This is a genomic window from Chitinophaga sp., assembly GCF_036569125.1.
In the GTDB taxonomy this organism is placed as follows: domain Bacteria; phylum Bacteroidota; class Bacteroidia; order Chitinophagales; family Chitinophagaceae; genus Chitinophaga.
The window spans coordinates 1-18,713 of the sequence record NZ_DATCRF010000393.1 but is presented as its reverse complement, the minus strand read 5'-3'; the positions used below and the strand labels follow the sequence as shown (position 1 = coordinate 18,713).

Genomic DNA, 18,713 nt, shown 5'->3' with positions numbered 1-18,713 from the left:
CCCGCCGTATGCTGGCGGTTAGCAGGTAACGGTCGTCATAGCTATAGATCAAACGGCCCAGGGTAGAAAGCAGGCTGCTTTCCGTACTGTTACCACCGGTGGTGGAGGTGCCTGCGCCGGCATCAATATTCTTTATGCCATCCGGCATATCGGTTCTGGCAGAGAGCAGGTAGGTATAATTGGTTTTCTGGTAAGCATACCCCACTAATGCCTGGATATTACTTTTACCCAGTGTTTTGGTGTAGTTCAATGTATTTTCAAGCAGCAGCAGGTTTGTTTGCTCTTTGCTTTGTGTAAGATCGTTGGTGGGATGGGTGAACAGGGTGCCTACCACATAACGTTTGTAATAATCATCATTGGTAACGAAGTTGCTGGTATAGCCCATATTTAATTTATATACCAGCCCGGGAATAAGGGTTAGCTCGCCAAATACATTTGTTAAAATGCTGGACGATGCTTTGGTGATATTCTCCAGGTTTAATTGCGCTACCGGGTTGGCCACATTCACCACAGGACCATAAGCGCCGGCATAACCGCCCAGGGCGCTGGTATCATAGATCTGGAAAACCGGGATCATTTTTGCTGCGGAGCCTACGGGGTTACCTCCCTGGCCACCCCAGCCACCGGCCATATTGGTGGTTCTTTCTTTAGTGAGCAAGACGGTCTCTCCAAACCGGAACCGGCCTTTGGTGGTTTCTGATTTTACGCGCAGGTTATAACGGTCGTAACCGGTAACCTTTACAATGCCATCCTGTTTGGTGTAGCTGCCGGATACGCTGTAGTTGCTGTATTGGTTGCCGCCGCTTACCAGCAGCTCATATTGCTGTACCGGTGCGGTACGGTAAATAGCATCCTGCCAGTCGGTGCCGGCGCCCAGTGAATCCGGGTTCCGGGCTATATCCAGCCGGGGCAGGCCGGCTGCGTCATGCGCGGTATTGCTAACCCTGGCCCATTGCTGCGCATTCAATACATCCAGCTTATGCGCTATTTGCTGTATGCCGTAATTGGCATTCATTTGCACTACCGCTTTCCCGTTCTTGCCCGTACGGGTGGTTACCAGCACCACGCCATTGGCTGCGCGGGAACCATAGATGGCTGCTGCAGAAGCGTCTTTTAATACATCCACAGACTGTATATCCAGCTGACTAAGGTTATTGATGCTGGCTACCGGTACACCATCCACAATATATAATGGCGCTGCATTGCCCAGGGTACCTACGCCCCTGATAAGTATGCGGGTGCCGGAGCCCGGGTTGCCGCCGGCTGATTCAATGGTTACGCCGGGCAGCTTTCCCTGCAATGAGCGGGTAACGTCGCTTACGCCCTGCGCCTTTATATCGGCTCCTTTAATGTTGGCAATGGCGCCGGTAAGGTCTTTCTTTTTCACGGTGCCATACCCGATCACAACCACTTCATTCAGGTTACTCTGTGAAGATTCCAGGACCACATTCATTAGTCCATCATTTACGCTTACTTCCTGGGGAGTGAAGCCCAGGGCCTTAAACACCAGCACGCTCCCTTTTGCGGCGCTGATGGAGAATTTTCCGCTGCCATCCGTGGCAACACCCTGGCTGGTATTTTTAAGGGAAACAGCTACGCCCGGCAATGGCAGCCCGTCGTCTTTTGACGTAACCGTGCCCGTTACTGTAAGCTGTTGCTGGCCGTAGCTGCTGCTAACCTGTAAAACAGCCAGCAGTAAGGCAATAAGTGGAATTTTTTTCCAACTACGAGTAGTAGATCTTGGCATATCAGATAAAATTGCTTGTTAAAAAAATAGATTGACCGCATTGCTTATTTCTATAAGCGACAGGAAAGTTCTTCATTGTCCCATGTGGAATTCTTGATTGATTTTTATGGTAAAAAAGTGGAATTATTTGTACCCGTAAACCTAAGCATACTGGCATAATTCATAAATGGACAAACGGTTCAAAAGGATGGATTATCAGATCATCCATGGGGCAACACATACTGCGGGATCTTGCCGGGATATGCCCGGGTACTGTGCAGGGAAGGGAATAGTTGTATAAGTGACAGCAAAACCAGCTGTCTTTAAACGCCATTCGTAAAGCATTAAGCAGGTCTTAACACTTTACGAACAGGAGTGGGGGTAACAGGTCATTGTTAGCATTAAGCCTGCGCGGTCGGGCGCACTACGATCTCACCTACATCCACATTAGCCGGTTGCTCAATGGCAAAGGCAATAGCGCGGGCAATGGCATCCGGCGGTATGGCTATTTGGTCCCGCTGGTCCAGCATCCGGGCTTTTATGTCAGGATTGGTCATGGACTCCGCGAAGTCTGTATGAATGAAGCCCGGTGAAATAATAGTTACACGCAGCTTATCACCGGCCTCCTGCCGTAAGCCTTCGGAGATGGCGCGCACGGCAAACTTGGTGCCGGCATAAACGGCCATGGTGGGGGTAACACGGTGTCCGGCAGTAGAGGCGATATTTACAAAGTGACCAGCGCCCTGCCTGCGGAAAACCGGCAGCGCTGCAGCAATGCCATAGAGCATGCCTTTTATATTAACGTCTATCATATCATCCCAATCCTCCACCCGCAGCTCATCCAGCGGGGAAATGGGGCCAACACCGGCATTGCTGATCAGCACATCCAGCCGGCCGTAATGCTCACCTGCAAATGCTACCAGCCGGGTCATATCATCGCGGCGTTTTACATCAGTCTGTATATAGGCCGCCTCTCCGCCGGCCGCTGTAATGCGGGCAGCCAGGGCTTCCAGCCGGTTTGTGCGGCGTGCGCAGCACTACTTTGGCGCCGCCAGCGGCCAGCAGGAGCGCAGTTGCTTCGCCTATGCCGCTGCCTGCACCTGTAATGGCAACTACCTTACCTTTTAAATTGTTTTCCATAGTTTAATTTTTGATAAGGCAAAGGTAGGCCGCATCCCTGCCGGCATGTTAAAGGTTCTCAAACAGAATGCTAAGAAATTCAAACAATTGGTAATTACCTTAAAGAGCTGGGCGTAACGCCGGTTTGTTTTTTGAAGAAGTTGTTGAAATAAGTAGGGTATTCATAACCCAGGCTGTAGGCAATTTCGTTAATGGTCCAGTCAGTATGTTTTAAAAGCGCCCGGGCTTCGCTTAACATCCGCTCTGCCAAATGCGTGGTGGTGGTTTTACCGGTAACTTCTTTTACCGCGCGGTTAAGATGGTTTACATGAACGGACAGCTGTTCCGCATAATCATTCGGTGTTCTTAACTTTAGGGCATACTGCGGGGAATCAACCGGGAACTGCCTTTCCAGCAATTCAAGGAACATAGCGGTAATACGTGCTGCGGCATTCTGATGTTTGAAATAACCGGCCGATGGCTGCATTTTCATAGCCTCATGCAGCAGCAGGTTTACATGGTTCCGTAACAGGTCAAACTTGTGAATATAATCAGCGCTAAATTCCCGCAGCATATTCGTGAAAATGGAGCTGATATACTTCACCTGCGCATTATCAACAAAGAACACCGGATCAGCGCCTACTTTGAAAAGCGGAGAATCCTGCAAAACCAGGTCCCGGTCTTTTGCTTTCAGAAAGTTTTCCGTGAACAGGCAAAAAAAGCCTTCCTGCTTTGCTGAAACAGGCTCCCAGGCATAGGGGATCATAGGGTTTGAAAAGATCAGGGCAGGCCGGTTCAGCTCAATTCCCTTATCAGCATAATACAGGCGGCTGGTGCCCAATGCCAGGGAGATCTTGTAAAAATCCCTCCGGTTATAGGACATAGGTTTGCTGGCATAGGTTTGCCGCTCAAATACCGTGAACTGATCTTTGAAATCCAGGGCCGGCAAACGGCTGTCAAGAAACTCTTTTGCGTTTTCAGGTTTGCGCATGCGGCAAAATTAAGGGATTGTTTGCAGCTATGAAATTCAAACAATACCTATATTCTGCATAAGTTGCTATTTAAGACAAACCCCTCATCAATTTTATATCTATATTTAAAAAGGACGTCCCTCATCTATTCAATCACCACAAAACATTTCCCATGAACCTCAACAAAAAAACGCCCCTGGATGCTATCGGGCAATTTATTTCCCATTCCGAATATCAAACCCTGAAAACCGGCTTTGCTGCCAGGTTCCCTGGCGCAGCTCCTGCTGTTTTTTTATCAAAGCAATCCATCCTGGATTGTATCAGCTCCTATCCCTGCCTTTCCGGTATCAGCTTCCGGTATGGATTGGCGGATGTGAATGATCCCCTGAGCAGAAAGATCATTATGGTGCCTTGTGAACATACTACCGGTGAAAAAGGTGAGCCTGACCTGGTGCTTTTAAAGGACGGCTATGTGAGCAACGATGGGAAGAAAGTAAAAGGAGATGAGCTCTGGCAGCTTTTAGGCAATCATGTGGAGCGGGTGTACAACGGCCGCTTTCATGAAGTATTATCTAAAGTGCACCGCGGGTATTTCTGGGGCATACAACGCATTTCAGCATTGCTTGCACAGGAAGGCTGCGATGGTTTGATGTTTAATTTTGGTTATAATGCGGCGCATCCCTTTCCCTGTAAAAGGAACCAGCAGGTGCTGGAAGCAGTGGATGCCGGCCGGCAAAGCCTGCATGTTTTTATGGAGTATGGCCAATGCGATCCGCCCTGTGTCTTTGAACCAGGTGGCGGCGGTGGTGTTGAAGGTACCGGCTGTTTGGTAAAGGAGCTGATGGGGCGGTACGGCTCAAAAGGCCTCACGCAACAGCTGGATGTATTGCGCAGTTTCCGGGACGATCATATGCTGGAACAGCCGGATGGTTATGCGCTGTATGAAATGTATTACTTTGTTTCCCGCCCCATTCTGCGCGCTATACAGGCATTGCCTGAAAAGGAGCAGATCCTGCAGGACTTATACAACCATGAGCTGCAGCAGGCGCTGGAGCTGCTGAACAAGGGAGCATTTGACCAGGTACTGAACCTGTACAAACGTACCATGGCCCGGTTGATGGACAGCTGCATCTTTGAAGCCGTATTAATTAATAATGAATAATTAAGAATTAATAATTGCAGGGCAATTATACCGTAGCACGGATCGTTGCAAAATAAAAAAGGAATGGCTGCTTTATAGCCATTCCTTTTTTATAAGTTCAGAAAAACTGCGTTTACTTACGCAACATCCCCCAATATTATTAATTATTAATTCTTAATTATTCATTACTCCGTTACAATCTCAATACTGCCGCCGGTTTTAAACAGCTCATGCGGCACAAAATATCCCTTAATTGCTTTACCGTTCACTTTAATAGCTGTTAATGCCCTGCCTTTTCCCTTTTTGGTTAAGGTGAGTGATTTACCGGTGCTGGTTTTCCATTTCACTTCATCAAAAAGCGGAACCGTAACAATATATTCGGGATCAGTGGCAGAGAAGGTGTATAAACCGGATGATGCAAATGCATACCAGGCCGACATTTCCCCGGCATCGTCCATACCGCAGAGCGCTATACCATCATCCCCGATGCCATATAAGCTATTCAGAATAGTATCAATGATCTTTTGTGATTTTTCCGGTTTATCTATGAAATAGTAAGCAAAAGGCGCTTCATGATCCGGCTGGTTTCCATGGCAATACTGGCCTATCATGGTTTCCACGTTGCGTGCTATGTACTGCGGGTTCCAGGGCACCGTAAAAAGGGAATCCAGCTTGGATTCAAAACCTTCTTTGCCGCCATACAGCTCAATGAGCCCCGGCATATCATGCGGCGCAAAGAACGATACCTGCCAGGCATTTGCCTCCCGGTACATATATTCATAGTAAGGGTACTGCGGGTTGAAAGGCGTGATCCATGCACCATTTTCCAGGCGGCCTCTCATAAAGCGGGTAGCAGGGTCAAACATGTGCCTGTAATTTTTTGACCGCGCCATCAATATCCTGTAGTTAGCGGTATCGCCCAGCTTTTTAGCTATCTGCGCTAATGAATAATCATCGTAAGAATATTCCAGGGTTTTGGATACGCCTGCCTTTGCCTTGGTCTCCACATGCGGGTTGGGCACATCAGGGTCGGAAATATAGCCTTTCTCGATATACTCCGTGATGTAAGGGCGGGCGCCTCCGGATACATTGGCATTGCGCAGCAATACCCGGTAAGTATCCTTTATATCAAATTTATCAATGCCCCGCAGGTATGCGCCTGCAATGGAAGAGGTGCCATGATCGCCATGGAAGAAGGTGGGTATAAAGCCTGTTTTGTCGCCCACATCTTTCATAGATTTAATTACATCCAGTGTAACCTGTGGCGAGATCAATCCCAGCAGCACATCTTTATTCCGGTAAGTGTCCCACAAAGAAGGCTCTGTATAATAGTTGAAATCCGCTTTCACCACATTATGCTTTGCATCTGTGAACTCCCCGTTCACATCACTGCGCAGGGCCGGCCAAAGGAATGAGCGGTACAGGCAGGAGTAGAACATCCTTCTTTGCCTATCCGTTCCGCCCTTTACCTGGATGGTGGAGAGCAGGTTTTCCCATTTGCGGTTAGCTTCCGTACGGATGTCGGTAAATGATTTGTTACCGATCTCCTGCTGCAGGTTTTGTTTGGCATTTTCAATGCTTACAAATGATAAGCCTATTTTAAGCTCAACCGGTTTAGCGGCGCCATCTGCCAAATGAACAATGGCATAACCTTCGCGCTGCCCTTCTGCTTTCTTTTCCAGCTTTTCTATGTTCGTGTTCAATGTAGCATAAAAATAGATCCGCTCCCCGGTTTGCTGGTAGCCCTGTAAGGCGGTAGCGCCTGCCTGCTCAATAGTCCAGCCGGATACGCGGTTATTGGCTTTAGCCAGGTCAAAAAGTATTTGCCTGCCGCTGTTATTCTTATAGGTATATTGATGGTAGCCGCAGCGTAAAGTGGAGGTAAGGTTCACATTTACATTATAATCATTCAGGTATACCTGGTAAAAGCCCGGTGAAGCGCTTTCCTGCTTGTGTGTGAATCTTGAGCCAAAAGTAGCGCCTGGGTTAGAAAGCGGCAGAATGGGAATATTACACAAATTCCAGTGGCCTTTATTGGTATGGGTGAATCCGTAAATAACGGAATCCTCATATTCATACCCTGCGCCGGATCCGTATTGTGTAATGGGGCTTAGCTGCACCATGGCGTTGGGCAGCGAGCTGCCGGGAAAAGTAAGGCCTGCCCATGAGCGCCAGCCTTCCGGTAACGTATACCCCAGAATTTTAGGATCGGTAAGCGGCGCTGTACCAACAAATGTGTTCACATACTTTGTATAACCTGTTGCCGACTGGCTTTTACCGCTAACGGCAGCCAGCAGTAATAAGATGAGCGTGGAGAAAAATTTAACCTGATGTTTCATTTTTACGGAAAATTTTCGTGGAGCGGTAAAAATATAAAAATCCACCAGATTGTTTATACATATGCTATGAGCGGTAAATGGGGAATGCCCTGCAGAAGCGGCATTCCCCTGTATTCAGCTGCTGCGGCCGGTCCCAGGCCTATTCATTCAGGAACTCCTGCACCAGTGTGGCGGTGATCTCCGGCTGGCGGCTGCCTTTTTTTGCAGAACAGATCTCGCCCAGCAATGTGCCATGCACACCCGGTAATATGATCAGCTGCGCGCCGGGTATCAGGCGCGAGAGTTTAACGATATGTTCAGTAGTAATTACGTCTTTGTCGCCTGCCATTATCAGCGCAGGAGTTTTTATAGCTTGCAGGGCTGCATCCGGCCAGTCCTGAAAGACTAATCTCCTGGATCTGTCTTTCTCAAACACATTCTGCAGCCGGTCCTGATCAGGTGTTACCTTTAAAAAACCTGCTTTTAACGGCTCCGGCATATCTTTTAACGTAGCATTTTGCAGGCCTTCGAAAAAGCCTGGCGCCATACCTTCCCTTTGATAGTTCGAGGAAACCACCACCATTTTATTCAACAGCTCCGGGTGGCTCATGGCCAGCTGCATGGTAGTGCAGCCGCCATCACTAAAACCCATAATATTTGCTTTATCTACTTTCAGGTATTTAAGTAAGGCTGCTACATCTCTGGCATCCTGCTCAAAAGTTTCAGGCGCGTTACGGTCGCTGGTGCGGCCATGGGCCTGCATCTCCACGGCAATCACTTTATTATGGGCGGCCAGCATGGGCAGTATAACGCCAAAGGTGGTTTCAATGGTAGAGCCGCCGCCGTGTATCAGTACCAGCGGCAGGCCGCCATCGTTACCGTGGATCTCGTAATACATTTGAATGCCGTTCACCGGTGCATGGCCGGATGTTTTTAATGTTTCCATATTATTGTTTTGGGCGTTTGTTGACAGGGCTGATGTGAGTATCGCCATCAGCATATAAAACTTTGTTCTGTTCAGCATATTGCAGGTTTTTAGCTGCGTTGGTGAGATAAGCCTTCCAGGTAAGCTGCCAGTTTTTCCACATTCTGTTTCTGACCTTCTTTTGCGTTATGGGCTTTTACTACGGCCATAAATTCTTCCGCAGAATCAAACAGCATGTGCCAGGTGATCAGCGTTTGGTCGCCCTGTGCTTCAAACTCAATGGTGGCAAGTATCCTGGGGTAGGAGATATGTTCGTAAACGATCTTTTTAAGGGGAATGATCTCTTTAAAAATGCTCCTGTTATCATAATCGGTTCCATCCGGTCCATGCATTACCAGGTTCCATGCGCCGCCGGCTTGTACATCCATTGTGGTGATGGTATTGGTGAAACCGTTGGGTCCCCACCAGTTGGCAATATGTTCCGGTTGGGTCCATACTTCCCATACCAGCTCTATAGGCGCATTCAGCTTTCTTGACAGGATGAGCTCCCGGTCTTTCGTATTACTTTTTTGGCTTTCCATATCTTTCCTTTTTTAGTTTTTCCAGGTAATTTTCCATGGCGTCTAATTTGCTTTCCCAATGTTGCCGGTATTGGGCCACCCAATTCGCTACTTCCCCCAGCTGATCCAGCTGTGCTTCACAAAAACGGTCCCTGCCGCGCTGTTTAATAACAATAAGACCGCAATCGGTCAGGATCTTCACATGCAATGAAATGGCCTGCCGGGTTACATCAAATTTTTCAGCAATGGCATTCACATTCTGCGGCCGGGCGGCGATCATATTAATGATGGCCCGCCTGGTAGGGTCGGCGATCGCCTGGTATACATCACGTCGTGCTTTCATAATATGCAAGTAATTGCTTGCAAATATAAGTGCAAGTAATTACTTGCGCAATTATTTCTTCAATATTTTTCAAATACTTGTCAAGTGCATCTATGCAGTACACATCCACCAAATAAGATAAAAGCCATGAAAGTGGCCATGGTTAAACGTCCTGTGTTCAAAAATCTTGATGAGTATATGGGGCTAGAGCATAATTTGAACAGGCATTCCGCGTTCAGCACTCCGCATTTAGCTATTAACTATTATTTGTATATTTCGCCCCGGACATTATCATGCCTATGCAAAACGAACCTACTTCTATATTTGACCAGGATTTTCTGAAGGAAACCTTTGTACGCCGCCGCCAGCTGATGCCATTGGCGCTAAAGATCTATGTGTGGTTCTTTCTGGCCTTTAGTGTTTATGGCGCCCTTTCGTTTATTTATATTAATTCAACACGGTGGCTGAATGTGGCAAAGTATGAATCCTTTGACAAGCTTCTTTTAATCAGCATTTTTACCGGTCTTGCATTTCCTGTACTGCGTTTCCTGTCAAATCTCTTTATCTGGCTGGAGAAAAGGAAGGCTGTTTTGTTTGCGGTTATAATAACGGCGCTGCATATACTCTATTGCTGTTTTTCCTTTGTTATCATCTTCAATATGTTCAGGCGTTTTGATTTTATGATGTGGACTGTACCTTTGGTGCTGCTGGAGATCCCATATCTTGTGCTGCTGCTGAATATCAGAAAACGCTGGGAGCAAACGGGCATTTCCGGAAACGAACAGGAACAGCATTTTAAGGGATTGAAATAGGAAATTATAAAAATGAAGGCATACAGACTTTTTACAACCGCAGATGGCCATAGCGCATTTGAAGAAGGAAAGATCACCACGCTGCAGCATATTGCAGCGGATTATTTTTTTATCCAGGAAGACGAAGCCTCCCGGCTTGCATTCGACTGGCACCCGGCCCCCAGGAGGCAGGTGGTTATAACGCTCAGGGGCACACTGGAATTCACCGTAACAGATGGCAGCACCTTTCTGCTGCATCCCGGCGATATCCTGGTGGCAGCAGATACTTCCGGTACAGGCCATAAGTGGCGCAGGGTCAGCGAAGAAAGCTGGGTACGCGCATATGTAGTGCTGGAAGACGGGAAAGACGACGGTTTTGTAGTGAATGCACAATAAGCTACCTGTATTGTAAGTCCCGGCTATATTTTGTATTATTACTTATACTCCTCAACAACAAAATATGTCCCCCAGGATCTTTAACAGTCTCATACAATCCAATATGGGTGGCGGCCCGCACGGGAATTTCGAAGCGGCGATCATTAACCATGAAGGAAAGCTGCAGCACTGGTGGCGGGATAATGCAAATGGAGAAACCTGGAAACCAGGACAGCTCATTACCGGCCCTGCCGACCAGGTGGCCGGTCCTGCTTCTATTATACAAAGTGATCTTATACAAAACGGCCATGGGAATTTTGAAGTAGTGGTGCCATTGCGTATTGGTAACAACACCGTGCTCTGGCATTTCTGGCGGAACAATGCGGATGTAAATACACCCTGGCAAAAGGGGCAGCAGATAACCGGCCCGGAGGATGTTGTAGCCGGCCCTGCTTCCATTATACAAAGTGATTTTGTACAAGGCGGCCATGGCAACTTTGAAGTAGTGGTGCCCTTGCGGATTGGCAACAACAGGGAACTCTGGCATTTCTGGAGAAGCAATGCAGATGTAACTACACCCTGGCAAAAGGGACGGCGGGTAACTGGTCCGGAGGATATTGTAGCCGGTCCTGCTTCCATTATACAAAGTGATTTCATACAAGGCGGCCATGGCAATTTTGAAGTAATGGTACCCTTGCATGTTGGCAGCAGTACAGCACTCTGGCATTTCCGGAGAAGCAATGCAGATGTAACTACAGCCTGGCAAAAGGGACAACGGGTAACTGGCCCGGAGTATATTGTAGCCGGCCCGGGCTCCATGATACAAAGTGATTTTATGGAAGGCGGTCACGGCAACTTTGAAGTGGTGGTGCCGCTTTTCAGCAGCAATGGCCGTAAAGAGCTGTGGCATTTCTGGCGGAGCAATGCGGATATAGCTACGCCCTGGCAAAAAGGGCAGCTGATCACCGCATCTGCCGGCGGCAACGGCTGCATTATCCGCAGCGATTATGTTAGCAGCGGGCACCCGCATAATTTTGAAGTGCTTACGGATGAATGTTCACAATCCGTAGTGCATTACCGGCATTTGAATGAGGATGTTACTTTCCCCTGGCTGCGCAGGAATGTAGTAATAGGTGAGCCTGCGTTGCCGCAAATGAAATACGTGCAAAAGGTAGCGCAGCTTACCGGTGAGTATGACCGTACTGCATGGAAAGATGGCCAGCCTTCTTTTGCCTTTAACCGCACGGAAACCCAGCTGGGCCTGCAAGGCACGGACCTGGGCGTATCTTTCCGGCATAATGCTAAAGTTTTTTTCCTGTTCGGCGATTCCTGGGGCCGCCACTGGAATAAGGCAGGCCGCACCACTTTTGATGCCATTGCCCATACTACTGATCTCTGTGCAAGGGATGGGCTGCATCTTACCTTTAACAAGCAGGCGCCTGTTATCAGTGGCGGAGACCATATTACCCAGGTTGAATTTGATGTGCCGCTGGATGGCTTTAGCCTGGATGGCCGGCTGTACGTATTTTTCTCTTCCAACCATTTTAAAGTGGGCAACGCAGCGGTGATGGGCCGTTCCATTCTTTGCGTTTCTGCTGATGAGGGTTTGAACTTTCAGTATATAGGCACATACTCCGGCAATAAATTCATCAATGTATCGGTGGTAGCGGAGCAGGAGCCTGCCCGCTATAATATTCACAGCGGCGCGGGTTTATGGATCTGGGGTTCCGGCAGGTATCGCTCCAGCGATGTATATCTCTCCTTTTTACCGTTTGCTAATATTTTAAACGGCAGCATGGCCGCGCTTTATTTTGCCGGTACAAACCCGTTTAACCAGCCGGTTTGGAGCGAGGCGGAAGCTGACGCAGTTGCGCTTTTCAGCGCAGGATGCATAGGCGAATTTTCCGTACGCTTTAGCAAGTACCTGCAGCAATGGGTGATCACTTATAACGGGGATAACCCCAGGGGCATTATCCTCAGAACAGCGGATACTCCTTATGGGCCGTGGACAGAACAGCAAATGCTCTTCAACCCATTTACGAACGGATATAGTAAAATTATGCATAGCGCCCATACGCCGGATAAATTAAATGAACCTGCTTTCTGGGGTGGTGGCGACCGCTACGGGGAGGCGGGAGGAGAGTACGGGCCTTACCAGGTAAGCGATTATGAAACGGGGATGATTGGCCGCTTTGCAAAGATCTATTTTACCCTTTCCACCTGGAACCCTTACCAGGCAAACCTGATGTATGGCATTGTGCCCGTAAAGGGCAGCACGGAAGCAGACCTTGAAAACCTGCATGTGGATTTTACACGGTTTTGATACCCATTGCCGCAGCCCTTTACCACCTATAACGGCACTAAGCTGAATTGATCAGGTATATTTTTTTAAGAGCTCCTTCATTACGCCTATCTGTGTTTCCACCGTATCGGGTTTGGTCACACATTCCAGGGCGCCCAGCTCCTTGCATTGGGCCGCCTGTTCCTTCATGATGTTTGTGGAGAAAATAATAACGGGTATGCCCTCAAATTCTTTCATTTTGCGGATCTCCGTTAAAAATTCAATGCCATTCATCCGCGGCATGTTCAGGTCTAAAAAAATAATATCAGGTTTGGTAAAGCCATTTCCATTAATTAACTCAAACGCATGTACGCCATCCTGGGCTGAGGTTAAACTGGCAGTATTATCAATGGTTGTAAGTACAAATTGGAAGATGTTCCTGTCGTCGTTATCATCATCAATTAAAAATACATTTCTGCTCATCGGGTAAAATTCTATCCTATAAAAGTAATGCATTGCGCCTGATAGTTAATACAGATAAGGGATGAATGATCAGATAAAATTATTTTTCATTTGTTTAAGGATGAGCACGTTAGTTTCGTTTTCCTGCGCTTTTATTCTATCTTGTTGCATATCACGTTATAGAACATGTACCTTATGAAGCGTATCATCCGGGGCGCAGCCCGTTACAAAAAAAGCTGCTTTTTTATTTTCCTGTTGTTTGCTTTGCCTGGTTTTGCACAGCAGTATAACATTAGCTCACCCACTAAAAATATATCCGTGCAGGTTAGTAATGATGGCGGCGTCAGCTATAGCGTTGTTTACAATGGTAAAACGGTCATATTACCTTCCCCCCTTGGATTTGAGCTTAAGAATGAACCTGCTGTGATGGGCGGTTTCAGGGTCTTAAGCCAGGAAGCAACCACCTTTAACGAAACCTGGGAGCCGGTAGTTAAAATAAAACACGCAGCTGTTGTGAATCATTACAATGAGCTGAACCTGCAGCTGGTGGAAAAAGACAGCCTGATGCGGCAGCTGCGCCTTAGCTTCCGGGTGTATGATGATGGCGTAGCTTTCAGGTATACTCTTTACAGGAGTGAAAAGCCGGGGAACCGGCAAATAACCAGGGAGCTTACCGGCTTCCGCTTTGCCGGCGATCAAAAGGTCTGGATGGCGGAATATAAAGGCGGGTACTCCTCCAGCCAGGAAGCTGAATTTGCGCCCAAAGCACTAACGGATATGCATATATCCACCAAAGCCGGGCTGCCTTTGCTCACAAAGGTGAATGAAAACACCTGGGCCGCCATTACAGAAGCAGAGATAGATAATTATCCCGGCTTTTATTTAGGCGCATCCCGGCAGGCCGACAGCAGCATCACATTATTTACCAAACTGGCGCCCTTGCCGCATGAGCCGGAAGAGGGCGTGAAAGCCCGTTTTGACGATAGCCTGCCCACACCCTGGCGGGTGATCATGCTGGCTGCAACACCCGCTAAGCTCATTGAATCTGAAATAGTGCAGAACCTTAACAAACCCTGTGCTATTGCAGACCCTTCCTGGATAAAACCCGGCATGAGTGCATGGGATCATTGGTGGAGCGGGGAAGTGAAAATGGATATGCCCACTATCAAAACCTATATAGACTATGCTTCCCGGGAAGGATGGCCATACATGCTGATCGACTGGCAATGGTATGGCCCTTTCAATAAGCCGGTGGCAGATATTACTAAGCCCGCGCCCCAGCTGAATATGCCGGAGATACTGCAATATGCGGCCGCTAAAAAGGTACGCTGCTGGCTTTGGCTGTACAGCGCTGATGTGAACCGGAACAACAATTTTGAAAAAGCCTTTGCCTTGTATGAAAGCTGGGGCATTGCCGGTATAAAAATAGATTTTATGGACCGTGACGACCAGGAGATGGTGAACTGGTATCACCAGATCATTAAGGCCGCTGCAGCGCATCACCTGATGGTGGATTTTCATGGCGCTTATAAGCCGGATGGCATTACCCGCACGTATCCCAATATGATCACCCGCGAAGGGGTGATGGGAGAGGAGTACTACAAATTCTCCGACCGCGTGACGCCGGAACACAATACCACGCTGCCTTTTACACGCATGCTTGCCGGCCCTATGGATTATACGCCCGGCGGCTTTTTGAATGTAACGCAAAAACAGTTTAAACAGCAGTCGCCTACGGTTGTTTCCAATACGCGCTGTGCAGAGCTGGCCAAGTTTGTGGTGTATGAAAGTCCTTTCATGGTGAATTGTGAACACCCGGAAAATGTATACGGCCAGCCGGGAGAAAACTTCTTACAGCAGGTGCCCACTACCTGGGACGATACACAGGTGCTGGATGGTTATCCCGGGGAATTTGTTGCCATTGCCCGCCGTTCCGGCAACAGCTGGTTCATTGGGGCCTTAACTAACAGCAAGGGCCGTACGCTTAAAGTACCTACGGGCTTTTTATCCGCCGGCAATTACCAGCTGCAGATCTGGACAGATGCAAAGGACGCGGATGTGGATCCTAAAAAGGTGCAGCAATCTGCCGTTACACTGAAAGCCGGTACTCCGCTCAGCATCCGTATGAGCAATGCCGGAGGTTACGTAGCTATAATAAAACCGCTCACTACAAATGCTGATCATGCTAAATAGATGGATGTTCCTGCTCGCTTTTTATGCGGCGCCGCTTATGGTGTTTGCACAAAAAGATACCACTGCCCCCGCTTACCAGCTGGTATGGGCAGATGAATTCAGTAAAGATGGCCCGCCGGACCCGCAGTACTGGGGATATGAAAAAGGTTTTGTAAGAAATGAGGAAGCGCAATGGTACCAGCCGGAAAATGCCTATTGCAGGAACGGGCTGCTGATCATTGAGGCCCGGAAAGAGCAAAAGCCTAACCCGTTTTATGAAGCAGGCAGCAAAGACTGGCGGAAGAAAGATAAAATGATCCGTTACACATCGGCCAGCATTAATACATCCGGCTTTAAAAGCTGGCAGTATGGCCGCTTTGAGATGCGTGGGCGAATAGACATCAGCCCCGGCTTATGGCCCGCCTGGTGGACGCTGGGCGTGAAAGGGCACTGGCCCGCCAACGGGGAAATTGATATTATGGAATATTACCGCAACAAGCTGCTGGCAAATGTGGCCTGCCTTGACAGTAATAAAAAGGCGGAGTGGTACTCCAAAACCAGGAGCATCGATTCCCTGGGCGGCGTTATATGGTCCGCTAAATTTCATGTATGGCGTATGGATTGGGACGAAACCGCCATTGCCCTGTACGTGGATGATATGTTACTGAATAAAGTAACCCTGGATAAGCTGGTAAATAAAGACGGCAGCGGTGTAAACCCATTTAACCAGCCGCATTACATGCTGCTGAACCTGGCCATGGGCGGCATGAACGGGGGAAGCATCACTTCCAAAACTAATTTCCCTGCAAGGTTTGAGGTGGATTATGTGCGGGTGTACCAGAAGAAAGCTCCTTAACCTACGTAATTTATATTATGCCCAATAAAAAGGGCCGGCGCAGCTGTGTTATTATTTCAGATAACCGGTTAAGCCGGCCTTTTTTTCATTACATTAGTATTGTACTCCGTTAACCATTTCCTTTACCCGATATAACCACTGTTGCAGCACAATTCAAACCCGGTAATTCTCAATCACCATTAAAACCCTTCTTATGCGAACTGTTTACCCATCATTTTTAATGCTGCTCATTATTATGTGCAGTAGTTTGGCCCTGTCAGCCAGTAATCTGCATCCGCCAAAGCCGCGCCCCGCAGCGCTGCATGTTTCATTTGGGCCCCGTACAAACGGGGCGGAAGGTGGCGCCAATGGCAGCTTTAACCTGAAAGTACGCGCTAACAGCTGGTTACCTGTTACAGAAGCTGTTCTTGTAAAATATTATGTAACCGGCACTGCCACTGAAGGGGCAGACTATGACACGCTGGTGCATACCGTGCGTATTCCAGGCTCCTGGTTTGGCAGGGGGAATGTAACCATACCCATAAAGGTGATTGATGACGGCGTCTATGAAGATACAGAGCATATTCAGATCGGCATACTGGAAGCAAGGTCCGTGTTTCACCGGCGTGTGGACTTTGATACGTCAAAAATAACAATTGATATTGCTGATAATGATACCAGTATACCCCCGGATTTGAAGATCTCCGTTACCACCACTGACGGAACTGAAGGTGGCAGTAATGGCGGCATCACCTTCTCCCTGCAGGGTAACTATATTGCACCGGAGGATATTGTGATCGCTTACAATTACACATATCCCCAAAGTGAGAATACCGCGGTGCCCGGGGGCGATTTTGATCTTAACCTGGCTGTTATACTTCCAAAGGGCGCACATAGTGTAACCGCCCCCGTTACTATTTATGATGATACGCAAATTGAAACCACGGAGGAAGTATCTGTAGACTTTTTGTATATCTATGGCGCTGATATTGGGCTGCCCTGGTACCTGAATGCCACCGGCGCCGGAGTGAATATTTATGACAATGACGGCAGGCTGATAATTACCAGCACCAATGGCCACGAAGGCGGGGCCGATGGCAGCTTTATATTCAGGCTTCCACCGGGTGTTACTGCGCCGGTTAACGGTATCTCCATCCGTTTTGAGGTATGGGGAAGCGCTGTGCAGTATACGGATTACATGGGCCTTACCACCGATTTTGGAGAAGTTATTTTACCGGAAGGCGCATCGGAGCTGGTGCTGCCTTTACAGATCGTTGACGACAATGAGGCAGAGCCAACAGAGGAGGTGGTGATCCACGTTTATGAAGTATCTACGATAGGCTATTACCCGGTGGCATTGCCCTACACCGTTATTAATGATGCAGCCCTTATTGAGGATAATGACAGTACAGCTCTCCGGCAGAAAATGCCCGGGAATGAGCTGACCGTATACCCTAACCCGGTAGTAAATAATGTGATAGTTACCATTCCTGCGGCATTTACCGGCGGACAGGCAGCGGTGATCTTGAGTGATATTAATGGCAGGGTGATCCGCAGGGTAGTGGTAAAGAACCGTAAAGAGGTGTTGAATGTCAGCGATCTTCCGCACGGCACTTATTTTATTACTGTAACCAATGGCAAAAAGCAGCTAACAAAAACAATTGTTAAATAACAGCTGACTATCCCGGTCTTAAAGGCAGCCATCATTCCGCGACGGCTGCCTTCTTTTTTCAGAGAAATTCAAAATTCACCGCTCCGTTAATGCGTTATTAATCGAATATTAATGCCCCCGGCTTTACTTTGCAGTAACCATATTCATAATTCCACGCCTTCCTCCATTTTATATATATAAACCATATCGTTTCACCCTTAACCAATTACTATCTTATGGTAAAAAAGAATGTACTGCTGCTGCTCGCCATTATAGCCCTTGGCGCAAGCTGTAAAAAAGAGGTCAAAGAAGATCCGGTAACAGATGATCCCGATGCACGGCGGGCGAAAACTGAAATTGGCCCCGGCCAGTATATTGGCGTAACCATGGGTTTTGACCATGATGCCAGGCTGGGCGGAAAAACCCCGGGCGCCGGTGGCAATATCTGTTATAACCTATCCATTTTTAAATCCACCGACAATGATAATGACTGGTGGGACAACATTGCAGAGGAAATTGCATACAGCGGGGTAGATTTTGTAGCGCCTACCCTGCGTGGATACACGCCCAATAACAGCCGGGACGCAGGCGATCCCCGCAGGCTTACCAGCCTGGTGGCAGCCATGGACCGCCGTGGTTTAAGCAATGCTTTTAAGATCGCCATTTTTGACGATAACCCGGCCTCCTGGACCGCTGCCCGTAACCTGGATAATGGCGACGGTTACGACTACACGCCCCTGTTCGACTGCGGCAACACTGCCAACTATAAATACATCTGGGACTACGACATCAAAGCCACTTTTACGGCAGTACCGGATGCAAAGCGCTTTAAAATAAACGGGCGTCCGCTCATTATGTTCTGGAGCGTAGCCAACGCCTTTTGCACCAACCAGGGAAATGGTAACCTGAAAAAGATAGTGCAGTATGTACGCGCCCAATGCCAGGCCAGCTTTGGTTTTAATCCCTACATTGTTGTGGATCCTACCTGGCTGCAGTTTGATCAGCAGTGTAATGACCCGGCGGTGATTGACGCGGTAAACCCATGGTTTAATATGGCCAATCCC

15 protein-coding genes and 1 pseudogene are annotated in these 18,713 nt (G+C 48.2%); 8 read left to right on the top strand and 8 right to left on the bottom strand.

Annotation, left to right across the window (positions count from 1 at the left end):
• From VIM87_RS14710 to VIM87_RS14700, 3 genes and pseudogenes are all read right to left on the bottom strand, one after another.
• Positions 1–1,747, bottom strand: a 1,747-nt coding sequence (locus VIM87_RS14710) for a SusC/RagA family TonB-linked outer membrane protein (RefSeq protein WP_331997723.1), incomplete at its 3' end; no start/stop codon positions are given.
• Positions 1,748–2,127: 380 nt separating this feature from the next.
• Positions 2,128–2,866, bottom strand: a pseudogene (locus VIM87_RS14705) (SDR family oxidoreductase).
• A gap of 94 nt (positions 2,867–2,960) precedes the next feature.
• Entirely contained in the window at positions 2,961–3,836 is an 876-nt protein-coding gene (locus tag VIM87_RS14700; protein ID WP_331997722.1) for a helix-turn-helix transcriptional regulator, read from the bottom strand.
• Between the two features lie 152 nt (positions 3,837–3,988).
• Between VIM87_RS14700 and VIM87_RS14695 the strand changes: the two genes are divergently transcribed.
• Entirely contained in the window at positions 3,989–4,978 is a 990-nt protein-coding gene (locus VIM87_RS14695) for a hypothetical protein (protein WP_331997721.1), read from the top strand.
• Between the two features lie 164 nt (positions 4,979–5,142).
• On the opposite strand, the gene VIM87_RS14690 is transcribed toward VIM87_RS14695, so the two are convergent.
• From VIM87_RS14690 to VIM87_RS14675, 4 genes are all read right to left on the bottom strand, one after another.
• Positions 5,143–7,296 (bottom strand): GH92 family glycosyl hydrolase, encoded by a 2,154-nt coding sequence (locus VIM87_RS14690; RefSeq protein ID WP_331997720.1) that lies wholly within the window; start codon positions 7,294–7,296, stop codon positions 5,143–5,145.
• A 139-nt stretch (positions 7,297–7,435) separates the two neighbouring features.
• Positions 7,436–8,299 (bottom strand): alpha/beta hydrolase, encoded by an 864-nt coding sequence (locus tag VIM87_RS14685; protein ID WP_331997719.1) that lies wholly within the window; start codon positions 8,297–8,299, stop codon positions 7,436–7,438.
• An 11-nt stretch (positions 8,300–8,310) separates the two neighbouring features.
• Entirely contained in the window at positions 8,311–8,781 is a 471-nt protein-coding gene (locus tag VIM87_RS14680) for an SRPBCC family protein (RefSeq protein ID WP_331997718.1), read from the bottom strand.
• Entirely contained in the window at positions 8,762–9,103 is a 342-nt protein-coding gene (locus VIM87_RS14675; RefSeq protein ID WP_331997717.1) for a metalloregulator ArsR/SmtB family transcription factor, read from the bottom strand. Before VIM87_RS14675 ends, VIM87_RS14680 begins: the two co-directional genes overlap by 20 nt.
• 278 nt (positions 9,104–9,381) lie before the next feature.
• On the opposite strand from VIM87_RS14675, the gene VIM87_RS14670 reads away from it, so the two are divergent.
• From VIM87_RS14670 to VIM87_RS14660, 3 genes are all read left to right on the top strand, one after another.
• Entirely contained in the window at positions 9,382–9,894 is a 513-nt protein-coding gene (locus VIM87_RS14670; protein WP_331997716.1) for a hypothetical protein, read from the top strand.
• Positions 9,895–9,906: 12 nt separating this feature from the next.
• Complete coding sequence (locus VIM87_RS14665; protein ID WP_331997715.1) at positions 9,907–10,269, top strand: hypothetical protein; 363 nt, start codon at positions 9,907–9,909, stop codon at positions 10,267–10,269.
• 64 nt (positions 10,270–10,333) lie between these two features.
• The gene (locus tag VIM87_RS14660) at positions 10,334–12,571 is read left to right on the top strand and encodes a DUF4185 domain-containing protein (protein ID WP_331997714.1); all 2,238 of its coding nucleotides are present in this window, start codon (positions 10,334–10,336) and stop codon (positions 12,569–12,571) included.
• 51 nt (positions 12,572–12,622) lie between these two features.
• Here VIM87_RS14660 and VIM87_RS14655 read toward each other — a convergent pair whose 3' ends face one another.
• Positions 12,623–13,012: a response regulator gene (locus VIM87_RS14655; RefSeq protein ID WP_331997713.1), complete on the bottom strand. Its 390-nt coding sequence runs from the start codon at positions 13,010–13,012 to the stop codon at positions 12,623–12,625.
• Between the two features lie 174 nt (positions 13,013–13,186).
• Between VIM87_RS14655 and VIM87_RS14650 the strand changes: the two genes are divergently transcribed.
• The 4 genes from VIM87_RS14650 to VIM87_RS14635 all read left to right on the top strand — a co-directional run.
• Positions 13,187–15,184 (top strand): glycoside hydrolase family 97 protein, encoded by a 1,998-nt coding sequence (locus VIM87_RS14650; protein ID WP_331997712.1) that lies wholly within the window; start codon positions 13,187–13,189, stop codon positions 15,182–15,184.
• Positions 15,174–16,019: a glycoside hydrolase family 16 protein gene (locus VIM87_RS14645; RefSeq protein ID WP_331997711.1), complete on the top strand. Its 846-nt coding sequence runs from the start codon at positions 15,174–15,176 to the stop codon at positions 16,017–16,019. The genes VIM87_RS14650 and VIM87_RS14645 overlap by 11 nt, the downstream gene beginning before the upstream one ends.
• Before the next feature lie 193 nt (positions 16,020–16,212).
• Complete coding sequence (locus VIM87_RS14640) at positions 16,213–17,670, top strand: T9SS type A sorting domain-containing protein (protein ID WP_331997710.1); 1,458 nt, start codon at positions 16,213–16,215, stop codon at positions 17,668–17,670.
• 215 nt (positions 17,671–17,885) lie between these two features.
• Positions 17,886–18,713: DUF5010 domain-containing protein (locus tag VIM87_RS14635; protein WP_331997709.1), on the top strand; the 828-nt coding region annotated here is incomplete at its 3' end.

Coding starts and splice junctions, on each gene's coding strand:
- VIM87_RS14645 (WP_331997711.1), top strand. CDS start 15,174: ATGCTAAATAGATGGATGTTCCTGCTCGCTTTTTATGCGGCGCCGCTT.
- VIM87_RS14685 (WP_331997719.1), bottom strand. CDS start 8,299: ATGCTGAACAGAACAAAGTTTTATATGCTGATGGCGATACTCACATCA.
- VIM87_RS14675 (WP_331997717.1), bottom strand. CDS start 9,103: ATGAAAGCACGACGTGATGTATACCAGGCGATCGCCGACCCTACCAGG.
- VIM87_RS14700 (WP_331997722.1), bottom strand. CDS start 3,836: ATGCGCAAACCTGAAAACGCAAAAGAGTTTCTTGACAGCCGTTTGCCG.
- VIM87_RS14650 (WP_331997712.1), top strand. CDS start 13,187: ATGAAGCGTATCATCCGGGGCGCAGCCCGTTACAAAAAAAGCTGCTTT.
- VIM87_RS14665 (WP_331997715.1), top strand. CDS start 9,907: ATGAAGGCATACAGACTTTTTACAACCGCAGATGGCCATAGCGCATTT.
- VIM87_RS14695 (WP_331997721.1), top strand. CDS start 3,989: ATGAACCTCAACAAAAAAACGCCCCTGGATGCTATCGGGCAATTTATT.
- VIM87_RS14640 (WP_331997710.1), top strand. CDS start 16,213: ATGCGAACTGTTTACCCATCATTTTTAATGCTGCTCATTATTATGTGC.
- VIM87_RS14680 (WP_331997718.1), bottom strand. CDS start 8,781: ATGGAAAGCCAAAAAAGTAATACGAAAGACCGGGAGCTCATCCTGTCA.
- VIM87_RS14670 (WP_331997716.1), top strand. CDS start 9,382: ATGCAAAACGAACCTACTTCTATATTTGACCAGGATTTTCTGAAGGAA.
- VIM87_RS14690 (WP_331997720.1), bottom strand. CDS start 7,296: ATGAAACATCAGGTTAAATTTTTCTCCACGCTCATCTTATTACTGCTG.
- VIM87_RS14660 (WP_331997714.1), top strand. CDS start 10,334: ATGTCCCCCAGGATCTTTAACAGTCTCATACAATCCAATATGGGTGGC.
- VIM87_RS14655 (WP_331997713.1), bottom strand. CDS start 13,012: ATGAGCAGAAATGTATTTTTAATTGATGATGATAACGACGACAGGAAC.